Source organism: Aliidiomarina indica (assembly GCF_015354615.1).
Lineage (GTDB): Bacteria > Pseudomonadota > Gammaproteobacteria > Enterobacterales > Alteromonadaceae > Aliidiomarina > Aliidiomarina indica.
In genome coordinates this window covers 101,437-124,512 of the sequence record NZ_JACAVQ010000007.1, presented here as the reverse complement: position 1 = coordinate 124,512, position 23,076 = coordinate 101,437, and the positions used below count along the sequence as shown (strand labels likewise).

At 48.1% G+C, this 23,076-nt stretch carries 37 protein-coding genes; 1 reads left to right on the top strand and 36 read right to left on the bottom strand.

Annotated features, from left to right (window positions below; genetic code table 11):
• Window positions 1-245: 245 nt before the first annotated feature.
• The 34 genes from HXZ99_RS10685 to dusA all read right to left on the bottom strand — a co-directional run bounded on the left by HXZ99_RS10685 (window position 246) and on the right by dusA (window position 19,861).
• A complete protein-coding gene (locus HXZ99_RS10685) occupies window positions 246-731 on the bottom strand; it encodes a YajQ family cyclic di-GMP-binding protein (RefSeq protein WP_194757273.1) in 486 nt (161 codons plus the stop codon).
• Window positions 732-890: 159 nt separating this feature from the next.
• Window positions 891-1,289: a 50S ribosomal protein L17 gene (gene rplQ / locus HXZ99_RS10680; RefSeq protein ID WP_194757272.1), complete on the bottom strand. Its 399-nt coding sequence runs from the start codon at window positions 1,287-1,289 to the stop codon at window positions 891-893.
• Between the two features lie 52 nt (window positions 1,290-1,341).
• Complete coding sequence (locus HXZ99_RS10675) at window positions 1,342-2,331, bottom strand: DNA-directed RNA polymerase subunit alpha (protein ID WP_194757271.1); 990 nt, start codon at window positions 2,329-2,331, stop codon at window positions 1,342-1,344.
• Window positions 2,332-2,356: 25 nt separating this feature from the next.
• Window positions 2,357-2,977, bottom strand: a complete 621-nt coding sequence (gene rpsD, locus HXZ99_RS10670; protein ID WP_143236521.1) for a 30S ribosomal protein S4 — start codon at window positions 2,975-2,977, stop codon at window positions 2,357-2,359.
• Window positions 2,978-3,007: 30 nt separating this feature from the next.
• Entirely contained in the window at window positions 3,008-3,397 is a 390-nt protein-coding gene (gene rpsK / locus HXZ99_RS10665) for a 30S ribosomal protein S11 (RefSeq protein WP_007419210.1), read from the bottom strand.
• Between the two features lie 12 nt (window positions 3,398-3,409).
• Complete coding sequence (gene rpsM, locus HXZ99_RS10660; RefSeq protein ID WP_194757270.1) at window positions 3,410-3,766, bottom strand: 30S ribosomal protein S13; 357 nt, start codon at window positions 3,764-3,766, stop codon at window positions 3,410-3,412.
• A 146-nt stretch (window positions 3,767-3,912) separates the two neighbouring features.
• Complete coding sequence (rpmJ, locus tag HXZ99_RS10655; protein WP_072155090.1) at window positions 3,913-4,026, bottom strand: 50S ribosomal protein L36; 114 nt, start codon at window positions 4,024-4,026, stop codon at window positions 3,913-3,915.
• A 24-nt stretch (window positions 4,027-4,050) separates the two neighbouring features.
• Window positions 4,051-5,379, bottom strand: coding sequence for a preprotein translocase subunit SecY (secY, locus tag HXZ99_RS10650; RefSeq protein ID WP_194757269.1), 1,329 nt, complete (start codon window positions 5,377-5,379; stop codon window positions 4,051-4,053).
• A gap of 7 nt (window positions 5,380-5,386) precedes the next feature.
• Window positions 5,387-5,821: a 50S ribosomal protein L15 gene (gene rplO / locus HXZ99_RS10645; RefSeq protein WP_194757268.1), complete on the bottom strand. Its 435-nt coding sequence runs from the start codon at window positions 5,819-5,821 to the stop codon at window positions 5,387-5,389.
• 3 nt (window positions 5,822-5,824) lie between these two features.
• Window positions 5,825-6,007, bottom strand: coding sequence for a 50S ribosomal protein L30 (gene rpmD, locus HXZ99_RS10640; protein ID WP_126777763.1), 183 nt, complete (start codon window positions 6,005-6,007; stop codon window positions 5,825-5,827).
• Between the two features lie 6 nt (window positions 6,008-6,013).
• Window positions 6,014-6,514, bottom strand: a complete 501-nt coding sequence (gene rpsE / locus HXZ99_RS10635; protein ID WP_143236526.1) for a 30S ribosomal protein S5 — start codon at window positions 6,512-6,514, stop codon at window positions 6,014-6,016.
• A gap of 9 nt (window positions 6,515-6,523) precedes the next feature.
• Complete coding sequence (rplR, locus tag HXZ99_RS10630) at window positions 6,524-6,877, bottom strand: 50S ribosomal protein L18 (RefSeq protein ID WP_194757267.1); 354 nt, start codon at window positions 6,875-6,877, stop codon at window positions 6,524-6,526.
• 9 nt (window positions 6,878-6,886) lie between these two features.
• Window positions 6,887-7,420 (bottom strand): 50S ribosomal protein L6, encoded by a 534-nt coding sequence (gene rplF / locus HXZ99_RS10625; RefSeq protein WP_194757266.1) that lies wholly within the window; start codon window positions 7,418-7,420, stop codon window positions 6,887-6,889.
• 14 nt (window positions 7,421-7,434) lie between these two features.
• Window positions 7,435-7,827 carry a 30S ribosomal protein S8 gene (gene rpsH / locus HXZ99_RS10620; RefSeq protein WP_126777759.1) on the bottom strand — a complete coding sequence of 131 codons (393 nt, stop codon included), beginning with the start codon at window positions 7,825-7,827 and terminating at the stop codon, window positions 7,435-7,437.
• A gap of 26 nt (window positions 7,828-7,853) precedes the next feature.
• On the bottom strand, window positions 7,854-8,159 hold the full coding sequence (gene rpsN, locus HXZ99_RS10615) for a 30S ribosomal protein S14 (protein ID WP_143236530.1): 306 nt from the start codon (window positions 8,157-8,159) through the stop codon (window positions 7,854-7,856).
• Between the two features lie 11 nt (window positions 8,160-8,170).
• Entirely contained in the window at window positions 8,171-8,710 is a 540-nt protein-coding gene (rplE, locus tag HXZ99_RS10610) for a 50S ribosomal protein L5 (RefSeq protein WP_143236531.1), read from the bottom strand.
• Window positions 8,711-8,729: 19 nt separating this feature from the next.
• The gene (gene rplX / locus HXZ99_RS10605; RefSeq protein ID WP_194757265.1) at window positions 8,730-9,044 is read right to left on the bottom strand and encodes a 50S ribosomal protein L24; all 315 of its coding nucleotides are present in this window, start codon (window positions 9,042-9,044) and stop codon (window positions 8,730-8,732) included.
• 11 nt (window positions 9,045-9,055) lie between these two features.
• Window positions 9,056-9,424: a 50S ribosomal protein L14 gene (gene rplN / locus HXZ99_RS10600; RefSeq protein ID WP_143236533.1), complete on the bottom strand. Its 369-nt coding sequence runs from the start codon at window positions 9,422-9,424 to the stop codon at window positions 9,056-9,058.
• Between the two features lie 186 nt (window positions 9,425-9,610).
• Window positions 9,611-10,930, bottom strand: a complete 1,320-nt coding sequence (locus HXZ99_RS10595; RefSeq protein WP_194757264.1) for a carbohydrate porin — start codon at window positions 10,928-10,930, stop codon at window positions 9,611-9,613.
• 124 nt (window positions 10,931-11,054) lie between these two features.
• Window positions 11,055-11,318, bottom strand: coding sequence for a 30S ribosomal protein S17 (gene rpsQ / locus HXZ99_RS10590; RefSeq protein ID WP_194757263.1), 264 nt, complete (start codon window positions 11,316-11,318; stop codon window positions 11,055-11,057).
• A complete protein-coding gene (rpmC, locus tag HXZ99_RS10585; RefSeq protein ID WP_194757262.1) occupies window positions 11,318-11,509 on the bottom strand; it encodes a 50S ribosomal protein L29 in 192 nt (63 codons plus the stop codon). The genes rpsQ and rpmC overlap by 1 nt, the downstream gene beginning before the upstream one ends.
• Window positions 11,509-11,922, bottom strand: coding sequence for a 50S ribosomal protein L16 (rplP, locus tag HXZ99_RS10580; protein ID WP_143236537.1), 414 nt, complete (start codon window positions 11,920-11,922; stop codon window positions 11,509-11,511). Before rplP ends, rpmC begins: the two co-directional genes overlap by 1 nt.
• An 11-nt stretch (window positions 11,923-11,933) precedes the next feature.
• The gene (gene rpsC / locus HXZ99_RS10575; protein WP_194757261.1) at window positions 11,934-12,620 is read right to left on the bottom strand and encodes a 30S ribosomal protein S3; all 687 of its coding nucleotides are present in this window, start codon (window positions 12,618-12,620) and stop codon (window positions 11,934-11,936) included.
• A 10-nt stretch (window positions 12,621-12,630) separates the two neighbouring features.
• Window positions 12,631-12,963: a 50S ribosomal protein L22 gene (gene rplV, locus HXZ99_RS10570; protein ID WP_194757260.1), complete on the bottom strand. Its 333-nt coding sequence runs from the start codon at window positions 12,961-12,963 to the stop codon at window positions 12,631-12,633.
• Window positions 12,964-12,975: 12 nt separating this feature from the next.
• On the bottom strand, window positions 12,976-13,254 hold the full coding sequence (gene rpsS / locus HXZ99_RS10565) for a 30S ribosomal protein S19 (protein ID WP_143236539.1): 279 nt from the start codon (window positions 13,252-13,254) through the stop codon (window positions 12,976-12,978).
• A 17-nt stretch (window positions 13,255-13,271) separates the two neighbouring features.
• Window positions 13,272-14,096: a 50S ribosomal protein L2 gene (gene rplB / locus HXZ99_RS10560; protein ID WP_194757259.1), complete on the bottom strand. Its 825-nt coding sequence runs from the start codon at window positions 14,094-14,096 to the stop codon at window positions 13,272-13,274.
• Window positions 14,097-14,113: 17 nt separating this feature from the next.
• Window positions 14,114-14,416, bottom strand: coding sequence for a 50S ribosomal protein L23 (gene rplW / locus HXZ99_RS10555; RefSeq protein ID WP_126777746.1), 303 nt, complete (start codon window positions 14,414-14,416; stop codon window positions 14,114-14,116).
• The gene (gene rplD / locus HXZ99_RS10550) at window positions 14,413-15,018 is read right to left on the bottom strand and encodes a 50S ribosomal protein L4 (protein WP_143236541.1); all 606 of its coding nucleotides are present in this window, start codon (window positions 15,016-15,018) and stop codon (window positions 14,413-14,415) included. Before rplD ends, rplW begins: the two co-directional genes overlap by 4 nt.
• A gap of 18 nt (window positions 15,019-15,036) precedes the next feature.
• Window positions 15,037-15,675 (bottom strand): 50S ribosomal protein L3, encoded by a 639-nt coding sequence (rplC, locus tag HXZ99_RS10545; RefSeq protein ID WP_194757258.1) that lies wholly within the window; start codon window positions 15,673-15,675, stop codon window positions 15,037-15,039.
• Window positions 15,676-15,710: 35 nt separating this feature from the next.
• On the bottom strand, window positions 15,711-16,022 hold the full coding sequence (gene rpsJ / locus HXZ99_RS10540; protein WP_007419233.1) for a 30S ribosomal protein S10: 312 nt from the start codon (window positions 16,020-16,022) through the stop codon (window positions 15,711-15,713).
• Window positions 16,023-16,388: 366 nt separating this feature from the next.
• On the bottom strand, window positions 16,389-17,000 hold the full coding sequence (locus HXZ99_RS10535; RefSeq protein ID WP_194757257.1) for a DUF6445 family protein: 612 nt from the start codon (window positions 16,998-17,000) through the stop codon (window positions 16,389-16,391).
• Window positions 17,001-17,091: 91 nt separating this feature from the next.
• Entirely contained in the window at window positions 17,092-18,294 is a 1,203-nt protein-coding gene (locus HXZ99_RS10530) for a dipeptidase (RefSeq protein WP_194757256.1), read from the bottom strand.
• A gap of 59 nt (window positions 18,295-18,353) precedes the next feature.
• Window positions 18,354-18,659, bottom strand: coding sequence for a hypothetical protein (locus HXZ99_RS10525; RefSeq protein ID WP_194757255.1), 306 nt, complete (start codon window positions 18,657-18,659; stop codon window positions 18,354-18,356).
• A 215-nt stretch (window positions 18,660-18,874) separates the two neighbouring features.
• On the bottom strand, window positions 18,875-19,861 hold the full coding sequence (gene dusA, locus HXZ99_RS10520) for a tRNA dihydrouridine(20/20a) synthase DusA (protein WP_194757254.1): 987 nt from the start codon (window positions 19,859-19,861) through the stop codon (window positions 18,875-18,877).
• 101 nt (window positions 19,862-19,962) lie between these two features.
• On the opposite strand from dusA, the gene zur reads away from it, so the two are divergent.
• A complete protein-coding gene (gene zur, locus HXZ99_RS10515; protein WP_228517929.1) occupies window positions 19,963-20,484 on the top strand; it encodes a zinc uptake transcriptional repressor Zur in 522 nt (173 codons plus the stop codon).
• Between the two features lie 42 nt (window positions 20,485-20,526).
• On the opposite strand, the gene alr is transcribed toward zur, so the two are convergent.
• Together alr and dnaB are read right to left on the bottom strand one after the other, a co-directional pair.
• The gene (alr, locus tag HXZ99_RS10510) at window positions 20,527-21,642 is read right to left on the bottom strand and encodes an alanine racemase (RefSeq protein ID WP_331458494.1); all 1,116 of its coding nucleotides are present in this window, start codon (window positions 21,640-21,642) and stop codon (window positions 20,527-20,529) included.
• 3 nt (window positions 21,643-21,645) lie between these two features.
• Window positions 21,646-23,040 carry a replicative DNA helicase gene (gene dnaB / locus HXZ99_RS10505; protein WP_194757253.1) on the bottom strand — a complete coding sequence of 465 codons (1,395 nt, stop codon included), beginning with the start codon at window positions 23,038-23,040 and terminating at the stop codon, window positions 21,646-21,648.
• Window positions 23,041-23,076: the final 36 nt, after the last annotated feature.

Genomic DNA, 23,076 nt, shown 5'->3' with positions numbered 1-23,076 from the left:
CTACGCGACCCTTAGGCGAAGTCAAGCAGCTTTGGATCTTTATTTGATCCCGCGCAATCTTGCGCTACTTCTTGATTTCAGGCTGCCAAGTTCTCCCTGACAACGGAGGCGCATTATAAGGATCGAATGAGTGCGATCAAGATCTTTTTTCAAAAAAAACACCGATCGCTCACTTTCTGTTCGAAACGCTTAGAAAACCCTCTAAATTAACGAAATATCACAGTTTTTTAACATTTCACCAATAGTTAGTCGCGGAAATTCTCAAATTGCAGGGGTAACTCTATATCGGAGTCTTTTAACAAGGCGATGGTCATTTGCAAGTCATCACGTTTCTTACCGGTAACCCGCACTTTCTCACCCTGAATGGATGTCTGTACCTTCACCTTGCTCTCTTTTATGAGTTTGGTTATCTGTTTTGCGACGGCTTGATCGATGCCTTGCTTAAATACAACATGAAAAGAAAACGTTTTGCCGCTGTGAACAGGTGTATCTTCAATATCAGCACCTGCTAACGATATGCCGCGCTTCGTACACTGGTTACGTAATATCTCCAGCAACTGACGTGCTTGGAAATCTGATTCCGTTTTCAGGGTAACCGTTAAGTCCTTAAGCTCAATCTCTGACTCAACCCCACGAAAGTCGAACCGAGTACTTAACTCACGGCTCGCATTATCCACCGCATTGCGCAGCTCAACTTTATCTATCTCAGAAACAATATCAAAGCTTGGCATTTCATTCGTCTCCCATACTATGTCGTCGTTCCGGTACTTACGCTCATTACCGAGGAAAGAACGACACTATAAAAAGCTATCTTACTTGTCACAAGCAATTAAACATAAAAAAACGGAGCCTAAAAGACTCCGTTTTTATTAAGTGTTGGAACCAAGTGCTTACTCTTCAGCAGCCGCTTCTTCTACAACTTCTTCAGTTACAGGTCGGTCAACCAACTCGATAAATGCCATAGGGGCGTTATCACCAGCGCGGTAACCACATTTCAGAATCCGGGTGTAACCACCTGGACGCTCTGAAAAACGTGGGCCTAGCTCGTTGAAAAGCTTACCTACAACTTCTTTATCGCGAGTGCGTGCAAAGGCCAAACGGCGGTTTGCAACACTATCTTCTTTTGCCAAAGTAATTAAAGGTTCAATTACTCGGCGCAGCTCTTTCGCTTTTGGCACAGTGGTTTTGATCACTTCGTGACGAACCAATGAGCTAGCCATGTTACGGAACATAGCCTGACGATGGCTGCTGTTTCGGTTAAGTTGACGACCACTCTTACGATGGCGCATACCAATACCCTTCTCAGTAAATCTTCTACCTAGGCGACCTTAATCGGCGTCCTTAGTCGTTATCCATCAAACTTGCTGGTGGCCAGTTCTCAAGACGCATGCCCAGAGACAATCCACGTGACGCAAGTACATCCTTGATTTCAGTCAGCGATTTCTTACCAAGGTTAGGAGTCTTCAAAAGCTCCACCTCAGTGCGCTGAACCAGATCGCCAATATACTGAATCGCTTCTGCTTTCAGACAGTTTGCAGACCGGACAGTCAGCTCCAGATCATCTACTGGACGCAGGAGAATCGGATCAAATTCCGGTTTCTCTTCTTTCTCTTCTGGTTCGCTTACATCACGCAATTCAACGAAGGCTTCTAGCTGTTCAGCCAAAATTGTTGCCGCTCGACGAATTGCTTCTTCTGGCTCGATAGTACCATTGGTTTCCATATCGATAACCAGTTTATCCAAGTCAGTACGTTGCTCTACACGTGCCGCATCGACATTGTAGGCAATACGCTCAACCGGACTAAATGAAGCATCGACCAAAAGACGTCCAATCGAACGACCTTCTTCTTCATTCTGCTGACGAACGTTTGCAGGGACGTAACCACGACCGCGTTCAACTTTGATGCGCATTGAAAAATCAATGTCACCGGTCAACGTACAAATCAGGTGGTCCGGATTGCAGATTTCAACATCACCATCAGTGGTGATATCGGCTGCAGTTACAGGACCTACGCCTGACTTGCTCAAAGTCAACGTAGCTTCGTCTTTGCCGTTCAGTTTGACAGCCAGACCTTTTAGGTTGAGCAGGATCTCGATGATGTCTTCCTGCACACCCTCTTTCGTGCTGTATTCATGCTGTACGCCGTCAATCTCTACTTCAGTTACCGCACATCCTGGCATTGAAGAGAGAAGGATACGACGCAGTGCATTACCCAGCGTATGACCGAAACCGCGCTCCAACGGCTCCAAAGTTACCTTTGCGCGGTTGGTGCTCACTTGCTCGATATCAACGAGTCGCGGTTTCAGAAATTCGGTTACAGAACCCTGCATTGTGTCCTCTCTTTATGCTGAGGCCTTACTTAGAGTAAAGCTCTACGATCAACTGTTCGTTAATGTCTGCAGACAGGTCAGTCCGCTCTGGTAGACGTTTGAAGATACCAGACATTTCTTTAGTATCTACTTCTACCCAAGTCGGTTTTTCACGCTGCTCTGCAAGCTCAAGCGCAGCACCAATTCGTGCTTGCTTCTTAGCTTTTTCGCGAACGCTGACCACGTCTTCAGGCTTCACCTGAAACGATGGAATGTTCACAACACGACCATTTACAACGATCGCTTTGTGGCTTACCAACTGACGCGCTTCAGCACGAGTTGACGCAAAGCCCATCCGGTATACTACGTTATCGAGGCGCGCCTCGAGTAATTGCAGCAGGTTCTCACCGGTGTTGCCTTTAATTCGCGCAGCTTCTTTATAGTAGTTACGGAATTGCTTTTCGAGCACGCCGAAAATACGACGAACTTTTTGCTTTTCGCGCAACTGGAGACCGTAATCAGACAAACGACCGCGACGCGCGCCGTGCTGACCAGGTGCATTCTCCAACTTACATTTTGAGTCGATTGCACGTACGCCGCTCTTTAGAAAGAGGTCGGTGCCTTCGCGACGACTCAGTTTGAGTTTTGGACCCAAATATCTAGCCATGTTCTTTCTCCAACTATCGTTTCACGCCAATTAAACGCGACGTTTCTTAGGCGGACGACAACCGTTGTGAGGAATAGGAGTCACATCGGTGATGTTTGTGATTTTGTAACCGACCGCATTCAAGGCACGAATCGAAGATTCACGACCTGGACCTGGTCCTTTCACGAACACTTCCAAATTTTTCAGACCATATTCCTTCGCCATTTCGCCTGCGCGCTCTGCAGCTACCTGAGCAGCAAACGGAGTTGATTTACGCGAGCCACGGAACCCTGAGCCACCAGCAGTAGCCCAAGACAATGCGTTGCCCTGGCGATCGGTGATTGTCACGATCGTGTTGTTGAAAGACGCATGGATATGCGCCATGCCGTCGGTCACTTGCTTTTTAACGCGTTTCCGAGCGCGAGTAGGTGTTTTAGCCATGATCGCTTCTCCTTACTTACGAATCGGTTTACGCGGACCTTTACGGGTGCGCGCATTAGTTTTAGTGCGCTGACCACGAAGAGGTAAGCTGCGACGATGACGGAGACCACGGTAACAACCGAGATCCATCAGACGCTTAATGTTCATTGATACTTCACGACGCAGGTCACCCTCTACCGAGTATTTTGCAACCGCATCACGAATTACGTCGATTTGTTCCTCTGACAAAGTGCTTAGTTTTGTATCTTCAGCGATACCAACGGCAGCCAAAATCGCTTTTGAGCGAGTCAGACCGATACCGAAGATCGATGTCAATGCAATAACTGCATGCTTGTTGTCAGGGACGTTAATGCCAGCTATACGGGCCACTAACATATCTCCTATAGTTTAATGGGCACCAGTTGAAAAGCCCGTTAGGATACTCAACCGGTTTACTTAATGCAAATAGCATTTTTTACTTAATGCAAATAGCATTTATCACAGCCCGGCAAATGCCGGACTGTGAAACTTCTTTCTTAACCCTGCCGTTGCTTATGCTTAGGGTCAGTACAAATCACCCGGACAACTCCGTGGCGTTTGATGACCTTGCAGTTCCGGCAGATCTTCTTAACGGAAGCACGTACTTTCATTGCTAGTCTCCGTAACCAACGACCTTAGCGGCCGTAGCCCTTAAGGTTCGCTTTTTTCAGTACCGACTCATATTGATGAGACATCAAATGAGTTTGTACCTGAGCCATGAAATCCATGATAACGATGACGATAATCAATAATGATGTTCCGCCAAAGTAGAACTGAACGTTCCACGCAATCATCATGAATTCAGGAACCAAACAGATAAATGTTATGTACAGAGCGCCAGCCAGCGTGAGTCGTGTCATCACTTTGTCAATGTAGCGCGAGGTTTGTTCACCTGGGCGAATGCCTGGGATAAACGCACCTGACTTCTTCAAGTTATCTGCTGTATCGCGTGGGTTAAATACCAACGCAGTATAGAAGAAACAGAAGAAGATAATCGCAGCAGCATATAACATCACATACAAAGGCTGTCCCGGTGACAATGTCAACGCAACGTTTTGTAATGCTTCTGCTACACCGCCCTCACCTTGTCCAAACCATGACGCCATAGTGCCAGGGAACAAGATGATGCTTGACGCGAAAATCGGTGGAATTACACCTGCCATATTAACCTTCAATGGCAAATGTGAACTCTGTGCGGCAAAAACTTTACGACCTTTCTGTTGCTTGGCGTAGTTTACCACAATCCGACGCTGTCCGCGCTCTACAAATACAACAAAGTAAGTAACCGCAATAACGACTACTCCGATTAACAACAGAAGTAACAGGTGCAGGTCGCCCTGACGTGCTTGCTCTGCTGTTTGACCGACCGCTGAAGGCAAGCCTGCAACAATCCCGGCAAAGATGATAATTGAGATACCGTTACCGATGCCTCGCTCCGTAATCTGCTCACCTAGCCACATCAGGAACATAGTTCCCGTAACTAAGCTCACCACTGCAGTAAAGTAGAACGCAAAACCCGGATTTGCCACCAAGCCTGGTATCAGGTTTGGTAAACCGGTTGCGATCCCTATCGACTGCATCGTTGCGAGAACGAGAGTACCCCAACGCGTGTATTGGCTGATCTTGCGTCGACCGGCTTCCCCTTCCTTTTTCAGCTCTGCTAGCTTTGGATGAACCACTGCTAACAATTGCATAATAATGGCTGAGGTAATGTAGGGCATAATACCCAACGCCAGAATCGACGCACGCTCGAGAGCACCACCACTGAACATGTTAAACATGGCCACGATGGTGCCCCGTTGCTGTTCAAACAAATCAGCTAATACGGCTGCATCTACACCAGGAATCGGCACGAAAGACGCAGCACGGAATACGATGATTGCTCCAAGAACAAACAACAAACGCGTTTTCAGTTCTGATAATCCGCCTTTCGCGCTGGATTTTTCCAATCCTGGTTTAGCCATGAGTCAATTATCCTTCGACTTTGCCGCCGGCCGCTTCGATCAACTCGCGCGCGCCTTTAGTGACTTTAATACCCTGTACAGTGACTGCACGACTGATTTCGCCAGATTTGATGACTTTTACGAACAAAATGTTCTTCTTCACCAAGCCTGCTTCTTTCAAGCCGTCCAGAGTCACGGTATCACCGGCAACTTTGGCCAATTCACCCAGCGTTACTTCCGCAGTTTGCATTGCTTTACGTGACGTAAAACCAAACTTCGGTAAGCGGCGCTGAAGTGGCATTTGACCACCTTCGAAACCTGGTTTCACGCTTCCGCCTGAACGAGATTTCTGACCTTTGTGACCGCGACCACCTGTTTTGCCAAGACCAGAACCAATACCACGACCAACGCGCTTCTTAGCAGTCTTTGCACCAGGTGCAGGAGAGAGAGAATTCAAAAACATGTCTTACTCCTCTACCTTAACCATGTAATAAACCTTATTCACCATACCGCGAACTGAAGGTGTATCTTCCAGTTCAACTGTGTGGTTAATACGGCGCAAACCCAAACCTACTAAAGTGGCTTTATGCTTTGGTAAGCGGCCAATTGAGCTTTTAGTTTGAGTAACCTTGATTGTCTTTTTCGCCATCGTTCATTACCCCACGATTTCGTCAACAGACAGTCCGCGTTTTGCAGCGATTTGCTCAGGCGAGTGCATAGCCTCGAGAGCTTTAATCGTTGCGCGAACAACGTTGATTGGGTTAGTTGAACCGTACGCTTTTGACAGAACGTTATGTACACCTGCTACTTCGAGTACTGCACGCATCGCACCACCGGCGATGATACCTGTACCTTCAGAAGCTGGCTGCATGTATACGTTCGAGCCAGAGTGACGACCTTTAACAGGGTGCTGCAACGTACCATTGGTTAACTCAACAGTTACCATGTTACGACGCGCTTTTTCCATCGCCTTCTGGATTGCAGCAGGCACTTCACGTGCTTTACCGTATCCGAAACCGATTTTACCTTGTCCATCACCTACCACAGTCAGCGCAGTGAAGCTAAAGATGCGACCACCTTTAACCACTTTAGAGACGCGGTTGACTGTGATCAATTTTTCAACCAGTTCACCGTTTTGAGCTTCTTGATTTGCCATTATCGTCTCCTAGAACTGCAGTCCTGCTTCACGGGCAGCATCTGCCAGTGCAGCAACACGACCGTGGTACTTGAAGCCACTGCGATCGAAAGATACAGACTCAACGCCCTTCTCTTTTCCACGCTCGGCGATCAACTTACCGACGAATTTTGCGGCTTCCACGTTACCCGTGCTTTTCACCTGCTCTTTAATCGCGCTTTCTGCAGTAGAAGCAGAAGCGATTACTTCTGAGCCACTTGCTGCGATCAACTGAGCATAAATATGCCGCGGGGTACGGTGAACCACCAGACGGGTTGCACCCAACTCTTGAATTTTCTTACGTGCGCGAGTAGCACGACGTAAGCGAGCTGATTTCTTGTCCATCGTATTACCCTATTTTTTCTTGGCTTCTTTACGGCGCACTTGCTCGTCGCTGTAACGTACACCTTTGCCTTTATAAGGCTCTGGTTTACGATAAGCGCGAATATTCGCAGCAACCTGACCTACCAGTTGCTTATCAGCGCCCTTCACCACAACTTCAGTTTGAGTTGGAGTTTCAACAGTAACGCCTGTTGGAACCGCATACTCAACTGGATGTGAGAAGCCTAGGCTCAGATTCAGTTTGCTACCTTGAGCTTGTGCACGATAACCAACACCTACTAGGTTCAGTTTACGTTCAAAGCCTTGGGTAACCCCGATAACCATGTTATTTAATAGAGCGCGAGCAGTACCTGCCTGTGCGACAGCGTTCGCAACACCTTCACGAGGTGTGGTACGCAGTTCTTGATCAGCAGAAACAATCTCTACTGCATCGTTGAACACACGAGTCAGAGCTCCTTTAGCGCCCTTTACTGTTACTTCCTGGCCGTTAAGCGTAACTTCAACGCCGGCAGGGATAGCAACAGGTGCCTTAGCAACGCGTGACATATCCTTACCTCCCGTTACGCTACGTAACCGATGATCTCGCCGCCCAAGCCTGCTGCGCGGGCCGCACGATCAGTCATCAGTCCTTTCGACGTAGAAACAACTGCAATACCGAGACCGCCCATTACTTTAGGCAGTTCGTTACGCTTCTTATAAATCCGCAGACCAGGACGGCTAACACGCTGGATAGACTCGATGACAGGTTTGCCTTCGAAGTACTTCAACGTGATTTCCAGCTCTGGTTTAACGCCAGACTCTACTTTGTACGCGGTGATATAACCTTCATCTTGCAGAACTTGAGCGATTGCTTCTTTCTGCTTTGATGCTGGCATCACCACTGCTACTTTGTTCGCAGACTGAGCGTTGCGAATGCGAGTAAACATATCCGCAATTGGATCTTGCATGCTCATTATTGCTTTCTCCCGTGATTCGTGGCTTACCAGCTAGCTTTTTTCAAGCCAGGAATTTCACCGCGCATAGCTTTTTCACGAACCTTGATACGGCTCATTCCAAACTTACGCAGATAACCATGTGGACGACCAGTCACCCGGCAGCGGTTACGCTGACGTGAAGGACTGGAATCACGAGGAAGCTTCTGAAGTTCCAGAACGGCTTCCCAGCGCTGTTCGTCAGTGGTTGCTGGATTGCTAATAGTAGCTTTCAGTGCGCGGCGTTTATCAGCGTATTTCGCAGCTAAAGCTGCTCGCTTGATATCGCGCATTTTCATAGAAACTTTTGCCATAACTCTACACCTTACTTTTTAAACGGAAAGTTAAAGGCAGACAGCAATGCACGCGCTTCATCATCGCTTTGTGCACTGGTGGTAATCGTGATATCCAAACCACGTACCCGATCAACCTTGTCATAGTCAATTTCAGGGAAAATGATTTGCTCACGAACGCCCATGCTGTAGTTCCCGCGACCGTCAAAAGACTTCGGGTTTAAACCACGAAAGTCGCGAATCCGAGGAATCGCAATAGAGACTAATCGTTGCAGGAAATCCCACATGTGCTCGCCGCGTAGAGTTACTTTACAACCAATCGGGAAGCCTTCACGGACCTTGAAGCCAGCGACAGATTTACGCGCAACAGTACGCACAACCTTTTGGCCAGTAATGGCTTCAAGGTCTGCAACTGCATTGTCGAGAATCTTTTTGTCAACTAATGCTTCACCAACACCCATATTCAGGGTGATTTTTTCAATCCGAGGGACTTGCATGACACTGGTGTAGCTGAACTGTTTCATCAGATCAGGAACTACAGTCTCATTGTAAAAATCATGCAGTTTCGCCATCGTATACTCCAAATTTCAATTAGATGGTTTCATTGTTAGATTTGAAAACGCGAACTTTCTTCTCGCCTTCAATCTTGAAACCAACTCGATCTGCTGTGCCTGTCGCTGGGTTGAAAATCGCAACGTTAGAAACATGAATAGGGGCTTCTTTTTCTACGATGCCACCTGGTTCATTCAGAGACGGATTAGGTTTCTGATGCTTCTTAATTACGTTAACGCCTTCTACCACTACACGATCGGTGCCGGTTAAAACTGAAAGCACTTTTCCGCGCTTTCCTTTGTCTTTACCAGCTAACACAACCACTTCGTCATCACGTCTGATTTTTGCCGCCATTTATAGACTCCTTATAGTACTTCTGGCGCCAGAGAGATGATCTTCATAAATTGCTCACCGCGCAATTCACGAGTCACCGGGCCAAAGATACGGGTCCCAATTGGCTGAGAGTTGTTATTCAACAATACAGCCGCATTGCGGTCAAAACGGATAACAGAGCCGTCTTGCCGACGGACGCCTTTCCGGGTGCGAACGACCACCGCATTATAAACATCGCCTTTCTTCACCTTGCCACGAGGAATTGCTTCCTTCACTGACACTTTGATGATGTCACCGATGTTTGCGTAACGGCGGTGCGAACCACCTAGAACCTTAATACATTGTACGCTGCGCGCGCCGGAGTTGTCGGCCACGTCCAGCATAGTTTGCATCTGGATCATCTCAGTGCTCCGCTTGAGTTAGTAAACCAGACTCTCCCGAGTCCAAACAACTTCTTTCTGAATATCAGGAAGAAGACCCCATATTAAAAGGGCGCGAAATTGTAACAGAAAAAAAAGGGATAAGATAGAGGGATTTTGAAGAAAAGAAAGGTGTTTGGGGCACCGAGGAGGATGCCCCAGAACAGCTTAAAAATAGTAACCGAAGTTTATATTAAAACGCGTGTTAGTACTACCCCCGTCAACACCTGTTGAACCACCAATGAACGGATGATTTCGTGCCATTACTAAATCAAAATAGGTGTAAAGACCGCCCGCGGTCACGGCGACACCGAGAACGTTCATCCAGGTATCATCGGCAAACTCCCGTTTGTTCGTCATCAAGCTGTAGTTGTTATACCAAAGCAAGTTTGAAATTGGGCCAAACTGAACGGGCATACTATAGGCTAAATTGGCGGTCCATAAATCGGCGCGCGAGGGAATTGTTTCAAAATAGGCGTAGGCACCCACCACAACCCCCGCATTCTCCATGTCAAAGGTGTAGTCATATTGGGCATATTGGGTTTGAAATTCCCATGGCCCGGTATTGTATATCGCATGAATCCCAATGTTCTGACGGTCACCAATATTTGCAACGCCATCATTGAAACGCCCGTACTGACCCGACATTCCCACTTCTAGGGATTGTTCCGGGGCAAGTTGCCATTTGCGAGCAGCGCGTACCATAAAGGTATTGCTTTCACTAGCAAGCTGGGATGGGTCTGCAAATGGGTCTTCGCCCGCTAAGCGAACACCCACTACATCGTAGGCATAGCGATCGGCCAAGCTCCGGGTAAAACCCGTTGAGCCTCCAAGTTCATCATTTTTGATAAACGCAAAATCGAGGTCCCATTCATCACTTCGGCGCATAACGCGCAAGCCAGCACCTGGGTTATCCTCCATACCCACATAGAAATTGGTACTAAAGAAGTAATTGTGGGAGTTGTACGGCATGACGCCAAAAGGCTGAATGACCAAACCTACCTGTCCCTGCCACTCATCGGAAAAGTCATAGCCTGCATAGGCATGGCGTACTGCTTCCATATATTGAAACCAGCGATACTGTGCAGAGAGAATCACGTCGCCCATGCGACCGTTAAAGTCGATTCGAATGAGGTCGAAATCCAGATCGCCACCCCGATCCCGTTGTGGTCGATTATAGTCTGCCACCACATATTGAAAGCGAACAGCGCCGCCAATGGATATACCATCCTCAGCACTTTCGTCCGCTTGTTGCGAATTATCTTGGGTCGTTTCTTCAGCAATTTCTTCGTGCTCGGTCCGCTCCAGCTCTTGCTCGGTTTGTCGCTGCAAGCGTTCATTCTCTTCGCGCAATTCACGAAGTTCTTGTTCTAACCGGTTAATCCGCTCTTCAATGGTTAACTCGGTTGATTGCGCAAACGCGGGGATTGCCAAAAGGCTTGAAAGGCAAACTAGCCCAACACAGAAACGTCCTTGAAACCTTGCCATTCACTTCTCCTCGCGCAGAAATTCAAAGAATATATTTGTCTAGTATAGTAAGGCATTAATAACACGCAAAAAAAAACGACCCTCCGAAGAGAGTCGTTTATTCGTTGGCATTTCTACCGGCGGATTAAACGCCTGCAGCACGCTCAATAACGTCTACCAAAGTCCATGACTTAGTTTTAGATACCGGGCGAGTTTCCCGGATCGACACCAAATCACCTTCTTGGCATGTATTGTTTTCGTCGTGTGCGTGGAGCTTAGTAGTCCGCTTGATGTACTTACCGTAAATCGGGTGCTTAACCTGACGCTCGATAGCAACAACAATAGACTTGTCCATTTTGCTACTTACAACACGGCCTTGCACAGTACGGATTGATTTTGCTTCACTCATTACGCACCTGCCTTTTGATTAATCACTGTTTTCACACGTGCGATATCTTTGCGCACTAGCTTCAACAGGTGAGACTGATTCAGTTGGCCGGTCGCAGCTTGCATGCGCAAATTAAATTGCTCACGCAGCAAACCAAGCAGCTCCTGATTCAGTTCTTCAACGCTTTTCGCGTTCAGTTCGCTTGCTTTCATTACATCACCGTCCGAGAAACAAAGGTGGTCTTGAATGGCAGTTTGGCAGCCGCTAATTTGAATGCCTCACGTGCCAGCTCTTCAGATACGCCGTCCATCTCGTACAAGACGCGACCTGGCTGAATCTGAGCAACCCAGTATTCAACGTTACCCTTACCTTTACCCATCCGCACTTCAAGAGGCTTCTTGGTAATTGGCTTGTCTGGGAATACGCGAATCCAGATTTTACCTTGACGTTTAACATGACGAGTCATCGCACGACGGGCAGCTTCGATCTGACGTGCAGTCATACGACCGCGCTCAGTAGCCTTAAGGCCATAAGTACCGAAGCTTACTTTGTTACCCGACTGCGCCAGACCGCGGTTACGGCCTGTGTGAACCTTACGAAATTTCGTACGCTTAGGTTGTAACATGTTGCTTCTCCTTACTTACGACCTTTGCCGCGCTTCTGCGCCGCTGGTTTTTCTTCGGCGACAGGCATTCCGCCCAATACTTCGCCACGGAAAACCCAGACCTTCACGCCAATGATACCGTAAGTTGTTGCAGCTTCTGCAGTTGCGTAATCGATGTCAGCACGTAAAGTGTGCAACGGAACGCGACCTTCACGGTACCACTCAGTACGTGCGATTTCAGCACCACCAAGACGACCACTTACTTCAACTTTGATACCTTTGGCACCCAGGCGCATTGCGTTCTGTACGGCGCGCTTCATAGCACGACGGAACATAACACGACGCTCCAGCTGACCAGCGATGTTCTCTGCAACCAATTGAGCATCAAGCTCTGGTTTGCGAACTTCTGAAATATTGATTTGAGCTGGAACACCAGTCAATTTCGATACTTCTTGGCGCAGCTTTTCAACATCTTCGCCTTTTTTACCGATAACCACACCAGGGCGTGCAGTGTGAATAGTCACACGAACACTCTTAGCAGGACGCTCGATAACGATGCGTGATACTGATGCACCTTTCAGTTTTTCTTTCAGGAGCAAACGCACCTGATGATCACTGTGAAGGTTATCAGCAAAATCCTTGGACTCCGCGTACCAGGTAGCATTATATGGCTTGGTGATACCTAGGCGAATACCATTAGGATGTACTTTCTGACCCATAACTTATCTCCTAGCTATCTGAAACAACCACAGTAATGTGGCTGGTCCGCTTTAAGATACGATCCGCACGACCTTTCGCACGAGGCTTAATCCGCTTCATGGTAGGACCTTCGTCGACCATGATCGCTGAAACTTTCAGCTCATCGATGTCCGCACCTTCGTTGTGTTCAGCATTCGCAATCGCTGATTCAAGAACTTTCTTGATCAGAGTCGCTGCTTTCTTCTGGCTGTATGCCAGAGTTTCCAGCGCTTTTGCTACTGATTGACCACGAATTTGGTCTGCAACCAAACGACCCTTTTGCGGAGAAAGGCGGGCAAATTTATGTTTAGCAATAGCTTGCATTGTATTCACCTCTTACCGTTTCTTAGCTTTCTTATCTGCAGCATGGCCGCGATAAGTGCGAGTCGGAGCGAATTCACCAAGCTTGTGACCGATCATTTCCTCAGAAACGAAAACCGGTACGTGCTGGCGACCGTTATGAACAGCGATGGTCAATCCAATCATATCTGGAATGATCATTGAACGACGGGACCAAGTCTTAATTGGCTTCTTGTCCCCGCTTTCCATCGCCTTCTCCACCTTCTTGAGTAGGTGAAGGTCAATAAATGGACCTTTTTTAAGAGAACGTGGCATTATAAAACCCCTTGCCTTTACTTAGTGCGACGACGCACGATGTACTTGCTAGTACGCTTGTTCTTACGAGTCTTATAGCCCTTCGTAGGAACACCCCATGGAGACACCGGATGACGTCCACCTGAAGTCCGGCCTTCACCACCACCGTGTGGGTGATCAACCGGGTTCATGGCAACACCACGGACCGTTGGGCGAACACCACGCCAGCGCTTAGCACCAGCTTTACCCAATTGCTTGAGCATGTGTTCAGCGTTACCAACCTCACCGATTGTCGCACGACATTCGGCCAGAATCTTACGTACTTCACCAGAACGCAGACGTACAGTGACGTATAAGCCTTCTCGTGCCAGTACTTGCACAGATGTTCCCGCAGAGCGAGCCAACTGAGCACCTTTGCCAGGCTTCATCTCAATAGCGTGCACAACAGCACCTACTGGAATGTTGCGCAGAGGCAATGCATTACCTGCTTTAATTGGTGCGTCTGAACCAGACACGACTTTATCACCAGCAGTCAGGCCTTTTGGGGCCAGAATGTAGCGACGCTCGCCGTCTGCATACAACACCAGAGCGATGTTCGCTGACCGGTTAGGGTCATACTCAATGCGCTCTACAGTAGCTGGAATACCGTCTTTGTTACGTTTGAAATCAATCAAACGATAGTGATGCTTGTGACCACCACCAATGTGACGTACGGTAATCCGGCCATTATTGTTACGACCACCGTTCTTGGCGTTCTTTTCCAACAACGGAGCGTATGGCTTGCCTTTGTACAGGTCCTGACCAACGACTTTAACGACGTGGCGACGACCCGGAGACGTAGGCTTCATTTTTACAACAGCCATCTTCAATATCCTCCTGTTTACTCAGCGCCGCCGACGAAATCGATGTCAGCACCTTCGCCTAGAGTGACGTAAGCTTTTTTCCAATCGCTACGCTTCCCTACGCGCATACCAAAACGCTTAGTTTTACCTTTCACGTTTAGCGTGCGTACGCCGGTGACTTCGACTTCAAACAGTTTCTCTACCGCAGCTTTGATTTCTGACTTAGTCGCGTCTTTTGCTACTTTGAACACAACAGTGTTGTTGTTCTCAGCAGAAACAGTCGCTTTTTCAGAAACGTGAGGCGCCAGAATGACTTTCAGCAAACGTTCTTCACGCATCATGACAATGTCTCCTCAAGCTGCTTGACTGCGTCCGCAGTGAACAGAACTTTATCGAATGCGATCAAGCTGACCGGATCGATGCCCTGTACATCACGTACGTCGACTTTATGCAGGTTACGAGAAGCCAGGAACAAGTTCTCATCAACATCTTTGGTGATGATTAGAACGTCGTTCAATTCCAGCTCTTTCAACTTGCTTACCAGTTGCTTCGTCTTTGGCGTATCGATACCAAAGTTCTCAACAACGATCAGACGATCTTGGCGAACTAGCTCAGAGAGAATGCTCTTGAGCGCACCGCGATACATCTTCTTGTTAACCTTTTGGGCGTGATTCTGTGGTTTCGCTGCGAAGCTAACACCACCTGAACGCCACAATGGGCTGCGGATAGTACCCGCACGAGCGCGACCAGTACCTTTCTGGCGCCATGGCTTTTTGCCACCACCAGAAACTTCTGAACGCGTCTTTTGAGCCCGACTACCTTGACGTGCGCCCGCTGCATAGGCCACTACAACCTGATGCACCAAAGCTTCATTGAATTCACGTCCAAAGGTAGCTTCGGAAACTTCAAGAGCGCCTTTCGCGTCTTTTAATGCTAATTCCATCACTAATCTCCTCAGACGTTACGCTTTCACTGCTGGCTTAACGATAACGTTGCCACCAGAAGCTCCAGGGACAGCGCCTTTAACCAGAAGCAAGTTGCGCTCAGCGTCAACACGGACGACTTCAAGGGACTGCACAGTTACGCGCTCAGAACCCATGTGGCCGGCCATCTTCTTACCTTTAAAAACTTTACCAGGTGACTGGTTTTGACCGATAGAACCAGGCGCACGATGCGACAATGAGTTACCATGCGTCGCGTCTTGCATGCTGAAGTTCCAGCGTTTCACAGTACCGGCGAAACCTTTACCTTTGGAGGTACCGGTTACGTCTACCATTTTGGTGTCCGCAAAGATTTCCACGGTCAGCTCAGATCCAACTTCGATGTCAGTACCTTCTTCGCCATTAAGGCGGAATTCCCACAGACCACGGCCAGCTTCTACGCCAGCTTTGGCGAAGTGACCTGCTGCAGGTTTGTTGACACGGTTGGTCTTCTTGCTACCAGTGGTCACCTGAAGTGCACGGTAACCGTCGGTGTCTAGGTTTTTAACCTGAGTCACACGGTTCGCCAACACTTCGATCACAGTCACAGGAACTGATGCACCATCTTCTTGGAAGATGCGCGTCATTCCTACTTTCCGACCGACTAGACCAATAGCCATTGTTAAAACCTCTTATCCAGAATCTTGTTGCTCACTTAGCCCAGGCTGATCTGTACATCTACACCAGCAGCCAGGTCCAAACGCATCAGAGCGTCAACAGTCTTTTCTGTTGGCTCGATGATATCGATAAGACGCTTGTGGGTGCGGATCTCGTACTGATCACGGGCGTCTTTGTTTACGTGCGGAGAAATAAGCACGGTGAAACGTTCTTTGCGCGTAGGCAGTGGAATTGGACCACGAACCTGTGCACCGGTACGTTTCGCTGTATCTACGATTTCCGCTGTAGACTGGTCGATCAAGCGGTGATCGAAAGCTTTCAAGCGAATCCGAATTCTTTGACCAGACATATAATCAAAGCCTCATATAAAGAGCATTTAAAAAAGAGCATAAAAAAACTCGCCGCTTCGGCTACCTTTACGGCAGGAAGAGGAAGTATTTTTAACCACCATTCGACCCCCAATCGGGGCCGTTGTTGAAGCAATCGCACAATCAGACATCAGCCCGAAAGCTGTAACATGCGTGAATCTACGATGCTAAATCTAAATTACGTCGAAAAAGACGTGGGCGAGATTATACGGGTTTGGAGGGGCAAGTCAAGGCTTTCTGCAGTATGAATCGCCTGTGGCGCTATCCTGTAGAAACCCTATTGAAAGTGCACTTATGGCTAAGTCTGTGAAAACGAAAAGACCCGAGCATCACTCGGGTCTTTAACACTAGCCCCGTGCGGAGCCGAAGAACATTAAATAGATTAAACGCCCATCTTCTGGGGTCGTGCCAAACGACTCACCCGCCGTGTGCCATAACCATGGTCGCAACAGTACCAATCGATTAAATCGCATGGGTACACGCATCGTCATTTCCCATTTCGAGTCATCGGTTGAGTCATTGTCTAGAATATCCGCTGTCCACTGTTTTGCTGATGTAGCTCCAAATCGCTGTAATGCTTCTTGGTCGCTATATGGTGCACGCTCAGTATTGGTGGGGATATGTCTAAAAAACTCAGTTCCCCCGCGGCAATCTTCGGGTTTGCTTAGGTACAGAATTCCCGACCAGTGAGAGCCATCAACATGCACTTTGGCCTCACCTACATCAGTACCTAAAGCAATCCTACATTTACCATGGGCTTGTCCTTGCTCCATCGCAACCAAAGGCTCGCCAACAATACGAGATACTTCATTGGTAAGGCCTTCCAAATTTATACGCTCTACTGAGTTGCGACCCGGATACGGACCTTGCACTTCAGGATAGGTAAGACGGAGGGCTGCATCTCGCAGCCCTTGAGCATTACTAAAAAAATCATCAACGACGATTAACGATGTCGGCATGGCTAACTAACTCTAATTCTAATGAATGTGTTGCCGAGTATATCTACATTTTTTTAACGAATAAACCTGCAGTCCACTCGGCGATTGTGCTTTACTCGGCTTCGGCTGCGGCGAATGCTTCTGCGGCACGCCACACCCGCAAGGTATTCCCGTGCAGAATTTTATTAATATCTTCTTCTGAATAGCCACGGTCGAGCAAGCCCTGAATCAAGTTAGGGAAGGTTCTCGCATCTTTCAAACCAACCGGTAAGGTATCCCCTACGCCATCATAATCAGAACCTATACCGACATGTTCAATACCGACTAAATTAACAATGTGATCGATATGATCCAGAACATCGGCTTTGGTAGCGAACGGATAAGGGTTTTCTTCACGCATTTTCTCAATCGCTGCAATCGCCTCTGGGGTTCCCTCGCCTAACCGTGCATTAATCTCACGGGTTAGTCTTTGAATTCGTGCCCGGTGTTGATTCGCCATTGGCGTCACAAAAGTAGAGCCAAAAGTAACTTGAATCACGCCACCATTCTCAGCTAAGGCCTTGATCATGTCGTCATTCATATTGCGCTGCCAACCTGGCGTAAAGCGCCGAGCTGACGAGTGCGTTGCCACCACAGGTACCTGAGTAATTTCAAGCACATCATAAAATGCTTTATCAGAAATATGGGAAACATCCACCATCATGCCGATGCGATTCATTTCTCGCACGAGGTCGCGACCGAATGGGCTTAGCCCGCCCCAAGTTTGACGGATATCGTACGATGAATCAGCAATGTGATTGTCTTCAGAGTGGGCTAACGTAATGTAGCGCACACCCCGTTCGAAGAAGTGATAAAGCTTCTCCATGTCACCCTCGATAGGTGCGCCATTCTCCATTCCCATGGCCAGACTCATCAGGCCCTTTTCTTGATGGGCAAAAAGGTCATCTACCGAATGAGGGATAGCAAATTTTTCGGGTGCCCGATACACCAGTGCTTCCATAAAATCGATGAGATGATTGGCGAGCGTGTATGCGCCGTTGTCTTCATAACTAGAGGGAATGTAGATCGCCATGAAAGGAACGTTCAAACCACCAGCGAGCGCTCGTTCGTAATCGAAATCACCACGTTCAGTGGCTTTACTCACATCCTCCCAGTCGTTTATTAAACGCCAGGGGACATCGATGTGAGTATCGATAATCATCGATTCCTGAGCAATTCGCATAGCCTGTTCGCCTGCTACAATCTCTGTACTCTGAGCAGAGAAAGTTGCCATTGAAAGGGCTCCGGCGATAGTGATCGCAAGTACGTTCTTCATAGCTAAGTCCTAGTGTTCTTATTGTGTTGGTGTGTCACTCAAGACTAGCAAAGAATCGGTTACGGAGCGAGAGGCTTTTCTCCCTTCTCAGCGCGCTTAGCGAGCAGATGATCGTTTTCAGCAAGTTCATCCAAGAGAGCATTTTTAAATTCTTCCTTGTCTGCCTCTAACTGAAAGCGTGCAGCTGCGCTCACGGAATGAGTAAACTGCTGGTTAAAATGCATAACCTGTCCACCCAATTCCTGTTTAAGTACGTCATGGATATTCATATCCTGGTGTGCACTTGTGGTATCTGCGGCATGTACTGGCGCCTGCATTAGGACGGCGACAACTATCGCACTAGCCAATGTTTTTACTGAAGTCATGGTGTTCTCCTTTCGTTATCCACGGCAAGTGACGTGATTTGTGTGCGTCATTTGCCAATATGTTTGATGCATAACGATAGATATTCAATTCCCATGCCAACATTGCAACTAACTGATATATTGGTATTTATTAAAAACAAAAAAGACCAACACAATGACTTCAACCACTGCGTTAGTCTTTTTGACTAATTATTGAATACGACTGGTGTAACTGACTAACTAGGCGAAAGCGCGCGTTCCTGAGCCCGCTCGGTTTCCCGTTTTACAATTCCGTAGGCCTCCCATAACGGCGATGCGTCTACCGCTGTCGGCCCTTGTTGACTAAGGTGACGGCGCCACTGACGTGCGCCCGGACAGGCTTGAAATAATCCCAACATATGGCGTGCTACATGCCAAAACCGTCCGCCCTGGGCGATATGCGATTCAATATAGGCTGCCATAGTGGTAATGACCTGCTCTTTACTGACGGTTGATGGCCCATGCCCCATTAATTCGTCAGCCTCAGCAAGCAACCAAGGATTTTGATAGGCTGCGCGACCTATCATCACACCATCGACGAGGGTCAAGTGCTGTCGGGCTTGCTCAACAGATTCCACACCGCCGTTGAGGTGTATTTCAAACTCTGAATAATCTCGTTTCGCTTGGTATACGCGGGCATAGTCGAGTGGCGGAATTTCGCGATTCTGTTTGGGGCTCAAGCCATTGAGCCAAGCTTTGCGAGCATGCAAAATCACCCGTGGGCACTGTATCTCACGCAGCGGCTCTAAGAATGCTTGTAAAAACGCATAGCTATCATGTTCATCGATACCCAAACGCGTTTTTACTGTTACCAAGGTCGTTGGGGCAGCGTCTTGCATGGCTTTGATACACTCTGCCACCAGCGCGGGCTCTGCCATTAAACAAGCACCGAAACGCCCATTTTGGACGCGATCAGAGGGACAACCCACGTTTAGGTTGATTTCGTCATAGCCTCGCTCTTCTGCTAATTTTGCACAACGTGCCAAATCCGTTGGATCACTACCGCCAAGTTGCAACGCCACAGGGTGCTCCTGCTCGTTATAGGCTAGAAAATCCATGCGCCCATGCAATATCGCACCTGTTGTAACCATCTCGGTATACAACAGTGCGTGCTGGCTTATTTGCCGATGGAAAAACCGACAGTGCCGATCGGTCCAATCCAGCATCGGGGCTACGCTGATCATCAACTACTCCTCTTTATCAGCGCGCTATTTTACTGGAAATCCCCAGCAAAAAATAGAGACGCGCTGCTGCCCTTGCATTCCCATAAAGAATCCATGCTAAGATGAAGACTCTTTATTCTGGTTTTAAAGTGATAAAAGCGCCCTTGAATATGAGTAAAAATACCCAACAACTGGTTCAACGTGCAGAAGTCATGTGTCAACGACGAGGTGTTCGGCTAACACCAACCCGGCGAGAAGTATTTGAGTTACTGACGAAGCAGTCGGGAGCCATTGGCGCTTACGATCTTCTTGAGCAGTTAAAACAGGGCATGCCTAATGCCAAGCCACCGACCATTTATCGGGCATTAGAATTTCTGCAAGCGCAGGGCTTTGTGCATAAAGTTTCATCGTCGAATAGCTATGTATTGTGCTCGCACTTTGAAAAGCAACATCCCGTTCAGATGCTCATTTGTTCCCATTGCGGGGGCGTGCAGGAAATTCATTCACGCGGTGTACATGAAGAGTTTTTGCAGCAAGCGCAGAATCAAGGATTTAGTGTCCATCAACAAACTGTAGAGGCCATAGGTATCTGCAATACCTGTACCAAAGAAGGGATTGAGAGTGAAACCCCCAAGGTCATGTAACTGCGTTACTTTCGCAATATAAAAGAGGCATTTATGCCTCTTTTATTCGTTTAAATAGTCTAAATTTACTCGCCGCGCCACGTTGCACAGTAATTCGTAAGGAATTGTACCTACTTTCTCTGCAACCTTTTCCACGGGGAGATCCGGCCCCCAAAGTTGCGCGGTGTCACCCAATTGAGCGCTCATATTTGGGCCTAACTCAACAGTAATCATATCCATAGCAACCCGGCCTACCAGTGGATACTCCTGACCATTAATCCACACTGGCGTACCATGAGGTGCATGACGCGGATAACCATCTCCGTAACCAATAGCAACGATGCCAATCCACGTATCGTTACTTGCCGTCCACGACGCCCCATAGCCCACCGATTCCCCTGCTCGAATTTTTCGAATTGAAATAATGCTGGCCTGCAGCTTCATCACCGCCTGCAAGTTTAAATCGGTTCCGGTTTGTTGCGGAAAAGGGCTTATGCCGTAAAGCGCTACACCTGGGCGCACCCAATCATCATCAGCGGCTAAATCCGCAAATAGTGCTGCGCTATTGGCAAAGGATGTTGTGGCGTAAGGGAGCGCTTGTTTAATATCCTCAAACAAGGCTATTTGGCGGCCATTGAGTTCATGATCCGGCTCGTCAGCACAGGCAAAGTGGCTCATTAGTACCGGATGACCCGTAACTAAAGGCGATTGATCAAGCGCATGATATATACGTTCTGCATCTTCTGCGTTTAGTCCCAAACGATGCATGCCTGTATCCACTTTTAACCAAACTCGCATAGGCTCTGGAAGGTCAGGTGTGCGCAGCAGTTGGCCAACTTGGTGTTTGGTATGTAACACCGGTTGAATATGGCTCACGGCTAACACAGGAATTTGCTTGGCATCAAAGAAACCTTCGAGCAGTACAATCGGACGCGTAATCCCGGCTTTGCGAAGCTCCAAAGCTTCATCAACTCGCGCCACACCGATAGCATCAACATCACCGAGTGCCTGCGCAATGCGAGTTAAGCCATGGCCATAGGCGTTGGCTTTTAAAATCGCAAGCACACGTCGTGAGCCTGCTCGCTCTCGAAGGACCTGAAGGTTATGACGTAACGCGTTTAGATCTATGTCTGCCCACGCCGGACGCATGGTGAGCGAAGATGCCGGTGTGTCTATCACTATTTAGTACTCATCATCTACAGGAGCGCCGGAATAATTATCAAAGCGCGAATATTGACCATGAAAACGCAATTTAATTCGCCCGATCGGTCCGTTCCGTTGCTTTCCAATAATAATTTCAGCTAAGCCTTCATCTTCGGTTTCTGGGTGATATACCTCATCCCGATAAATAAACATGATCACATCGGCATCTTGCTCAATAGAACCAGATTCACGTAAATCAGAATTCACGGGGCGCTTATCTGCGCGTTGCTCAAGGGAGCGGTTCAGCTGAGACAGTGCCACCACGGGGCACTTTAACTCTTTGGCGAGTGCTTTTAATGAACGGGAAATTTCTGCAATTTCCAAGGTTCTATTTTCCGAAATTCCGGGTACTGTCATCAACTGCAAGTAATCCACCATCACCATACTTACGCCGTTATGTTCCCGCGCAATTCTGCGCGCGCGCGAGCGCACTTCAGTCGGTGTTAAACCGGAGCTATCGTCGATGTATAACTTGCCTTTCTCTTTGAGCATAGTCATGGCCGAAGCAATGCGAGCCCAGTCATCGTCATCAAGCTGCCCGGTACGTACTTTGGTTTGATTCACCCGGCTCAAAGATGCAAGCATCCGCATAATAATCTGCTCGGAGGGCATCTCAAGGCTAAACACCACTACCGGCTTGTCTTCATTCAACGCCGCCCGCTCTACCAAGTTCATGGCAAACGTGGTTTTACCCATAGAGGGTCGCGCGGCAACGATCACCAGATCCGACGGCTGCAAGCCTGCGGTTTTTTTGTCTAGATCGACAAACCCCGTCGAGACCCCTGTTACACCACTTAAGTTGGCGTTTTGGCTTAAATACTCAATGCGATCGAGGGTTTTATCCAAAATGCCTTTCAGATTTTGCGGGCCTTCATTACTTGAGCTTCGCTTTTCAGCAATGGCAAACACTTTTGACTCAGCAAAATCGAGCAACTCCTTACTTGCACGCCCTTTTGGAGTGAAACCCGCTTCCGCGATTTCATTGGCCACTCCAATCATTTCCCGGAGCAAAGCGCGTTCGCGCACAATATCCGCATAAGCATTAATATTGGCAGAGCTTGGGGTATTCTTTTGGATCTCAAGTAAGTAAGCCGTTCCACCTACGCGTTCGAGCTCATTTGATAACTCTAAACGCTCGGTAAGCGTGACCAAATCGATAGGTTTATTTTCTTCACTTAAGCGCTGCATCACTGCGAAAATAAGGCGATGCGAAAGCAAATAAAAATCCTCTGTAATGACCCGTTCCGCCACATTATCCCACGCCTGATTGTCGAGCATCAGACCGCCCAACACCGATTGCTCAGCTTCTATTGAATTGGGGGGCGTTTTTAACGCATCGAGTTTTGCATCAGTTGGCTTCGATGTTTTTGTCATGGGGTTCTTAGTGGCCACAGAGTTCGCTTCCAAATT

Bases quoted from the DNA above. Each gene is read 5' to 3' on its own strand.
- rpsJ (WP_007419233.1), bottom strand. From the start codon at position 16,022: ATGTCTGGTCAAAGAATTCGGATTCGCTTGAAAGCTTTCGATCACCGC.
- dnaB (WP_194757253.1), bottom strand. From the start codon at position 23,040: ATGACAAAAACATCGAAGCCAACTGATGCAAAACTCGATGCGTTAAAA.
- rplV (WP_194757260.1), bottom strand. From the start codon at position 12,963: ATGCAAGCTATTGCTAAACATAAATTTGCCCGCCTTTCTCCGCAAAAG.
- rplP (WP_143236537.1), bottom strand. From the start codon at position 11,922: ATGTTACAACCTAAGCGTACGAAATTTCGTAAGGTTCACACAGGCCGT.
- rpmC (WP_194757262.1), bottom strand. From the start codon at position 11,509: ATGAAAGCAAGCGAACTGAACGCGAAAAGCGTTGAAGAACTGAATCAG.
- rplB (WP_194757259.1), bottom strand. From the start codon at position 14,096: ATGGCTGTTGTAAAAATGAAGCCTACGTCTCCGGGTCGTCGCCACGTC.
- rplR (WP_194757267.1), bottom strand. From the start codon at position 6,877: ATGGACAAGAAATCAGCTCGCTTACGTCGTGCTACTCGCGCACGTAAG.
- rpsS (WP_143236539.1), bottom strand. From the start codon at position 13,254: ATGCCACGTTCTCTTAAAAAAGGTCCATTTATTGACCTTCACCTACTC.
- rpsE (WP_143236526.1), bottom strand. From the start codon at position 6,514: ATGGCAAATCAAGAAGCTCAAAACGGTGAACTGGTTGAAAAATTGATC.
- HXZ99_RS10530 (WP_194757256.1), bottom strand. From the start codon at position 18,294: ATGAAGAACGTACTTGCGATCACTATCGCCGGAGCCCTTTCAATGGCA.
- dusA (WP_194757254.1), bottom strand. From the start codon at position 19,861: ATGATCAGCGTAGCCCCGATGCTGGATTGGACCGATCGGCACTGTCGG.
- rplE (WP_143236531.1), bottom strand. From the start codon at position 8,710: ATGGCGAAACTGCATGATTTTTACAATGAGACTGTAGTTCCTGATCTG.
- rplD (WP_143236541.1), bottom strand. From the start codon at position 15,018: ATGGAATTAGCATTAAAAGACGCGAAAGGCGCTCTTGAAGTTTCCGAA.
- rplQ (WP_194757272.1), bottom strand. From the start codon at position 1,289: ATGCGCCATCGTAAGAGTGGTCGTCAACTTAACCGAAACAGCAGCCAT.
- rplN (WP_143236533.1), bottom strand. From the start codon at position 9,424: ATGATCCAGATGCAAACTATGCTGGACGTGGCCGACAACTCCGGCGCG.
- HXZ99_RS10525 (WP_194757255.1), bottom strand. From the start codon at position 18,659: ATGACTTCAGTAAAAACATTGGCTAGTGCGATAGTTGTCGCCGTCCTA.
- rpsH (WP_126777759.1), bottom strand. From the start codon at position 7,827: ATGAGCATGCAAGATCCAATTGCGGATATGTTTACTCGCATTCGCAAC.
- rpsN (WP_143236530.1), bottom strand. From the start codon at position 8,159: ATGGCAAAAGTTTCTATGAAAATGCGCGATATCAAGCGAGCAGCTTTA.
- rpsD (WP_143236521.1), bottom strand. From the start codon at position 2,977: ATGGCTAGATATTTGGGTCCAAAACTCAAACTGAGTCGTCGCGAAGGC.
- rplC (WP_194757258.1), bottom strand. From the start codon at position 15,675: ATGGCTATTGGTCTAGTCGGTCGGAAAGTAGGAATGACGCGCATCTTC.
- rplO (WP_194757268.1), bottom strand. From the start codon at position 5,821: ATGTTTTTGAATTCTCTCTCTCCTGCACCTGGTGCAAAGACTGCTAAG.
- HXZ99_RS10535 (WP_194757257.1), bottom strand. From the start codon at position 17,000: ATGCCGACATCGTTAATCGTCGTTGATGATTTTTTTAGTAATGCTCAA.
- rpsC (WP_194757261.1), bottom strand. From the start codon at position 12,620: ATGGGTCAGAAAGTACATCCTAATGGTATTCGCCTAGGTATCACCAAG.
- secY (WP_194757269.1), bottom strand. From the start codon at position 5,379: ATGGCTAAACCAGGATTGGAAAAATCCAGCGCGAAAGGCGGATTATCA.
- HXZ99_RS10595 (WP_194757264.1), bottom strand. From the start codon at position 10,930: ATGGCAAGGTTTCAAGGACGTTTCTGTGTTGGGCTAGTTTGCCTTTCA.
- rplX (WP_194757265.1), bottom strand. From the start codon at position 9,044: ATGGCGGCAAAAATCAGACGTGATGACGAAGTGGTTGTGTTAGCTGGT.
- rpmJ (WP_072155090.1), bottom strand. From the start codon at position 4,026: ATGAAAGTACGTGCTTCCGTTAAGAAGATCTGCCGGAACTGCAAGGTC.
- rpmD (WP_126777763.1), bottom strand. From the start codon at position 6,007: ATGGCGAAAAAGACAATCAAGGTTACTCAAACTAAAAGCTCAATTGGC.
- HXZ99_RS10685 (WP_194757273.1), bottom strand. From the start codon at position 731: ATGCCAAGCTTTGATATTGTTTCTGAGATAGATAAAGTTGAGCTGCGC.
- zur (WP_228517929.1), top strand. From the start codon at position 19,963: ATGAAGACTCTTTATTCTGGTTTTAAAGTGATAAAAGCGCCCTTGAAT.
- rplW (WP_126777746.1), bottom strand. From the start codon at position 14,416: ATGATGCGTGAAGAACGTTTGCTGAAAGTCATTCTGGCGCCTCACGTT.
- rpsK (WP_007419210.1), bottom strand. From the start codon at position 3,397: ATGGCTAAAACACCTACTCGCGCTCGGAAACGCGTTAAAAAGCAAGTG.
- HXZ99_RS10675 (WP_194757271.1), bottom strand. From the start codon at position 2,331: ATGCAGGGTTCTGTAACCGAATTTCTGAAACCGCGACTCGTTGATATC.
- rpsQ (WP_194757263.1), bottom strand. From the start codon at position 11,318: ATGAGTGAAGCAAAATCAATCCGTACTGTGCAAGGCCGTGTTGTAAGT.
- rplF (WP_194757266.1), bottom strand. From the start codon at position 7,420: ATGTCACGCGTTGCTAAGGCACCTGTTGCTATCCCTGCCGGCGTTGAA.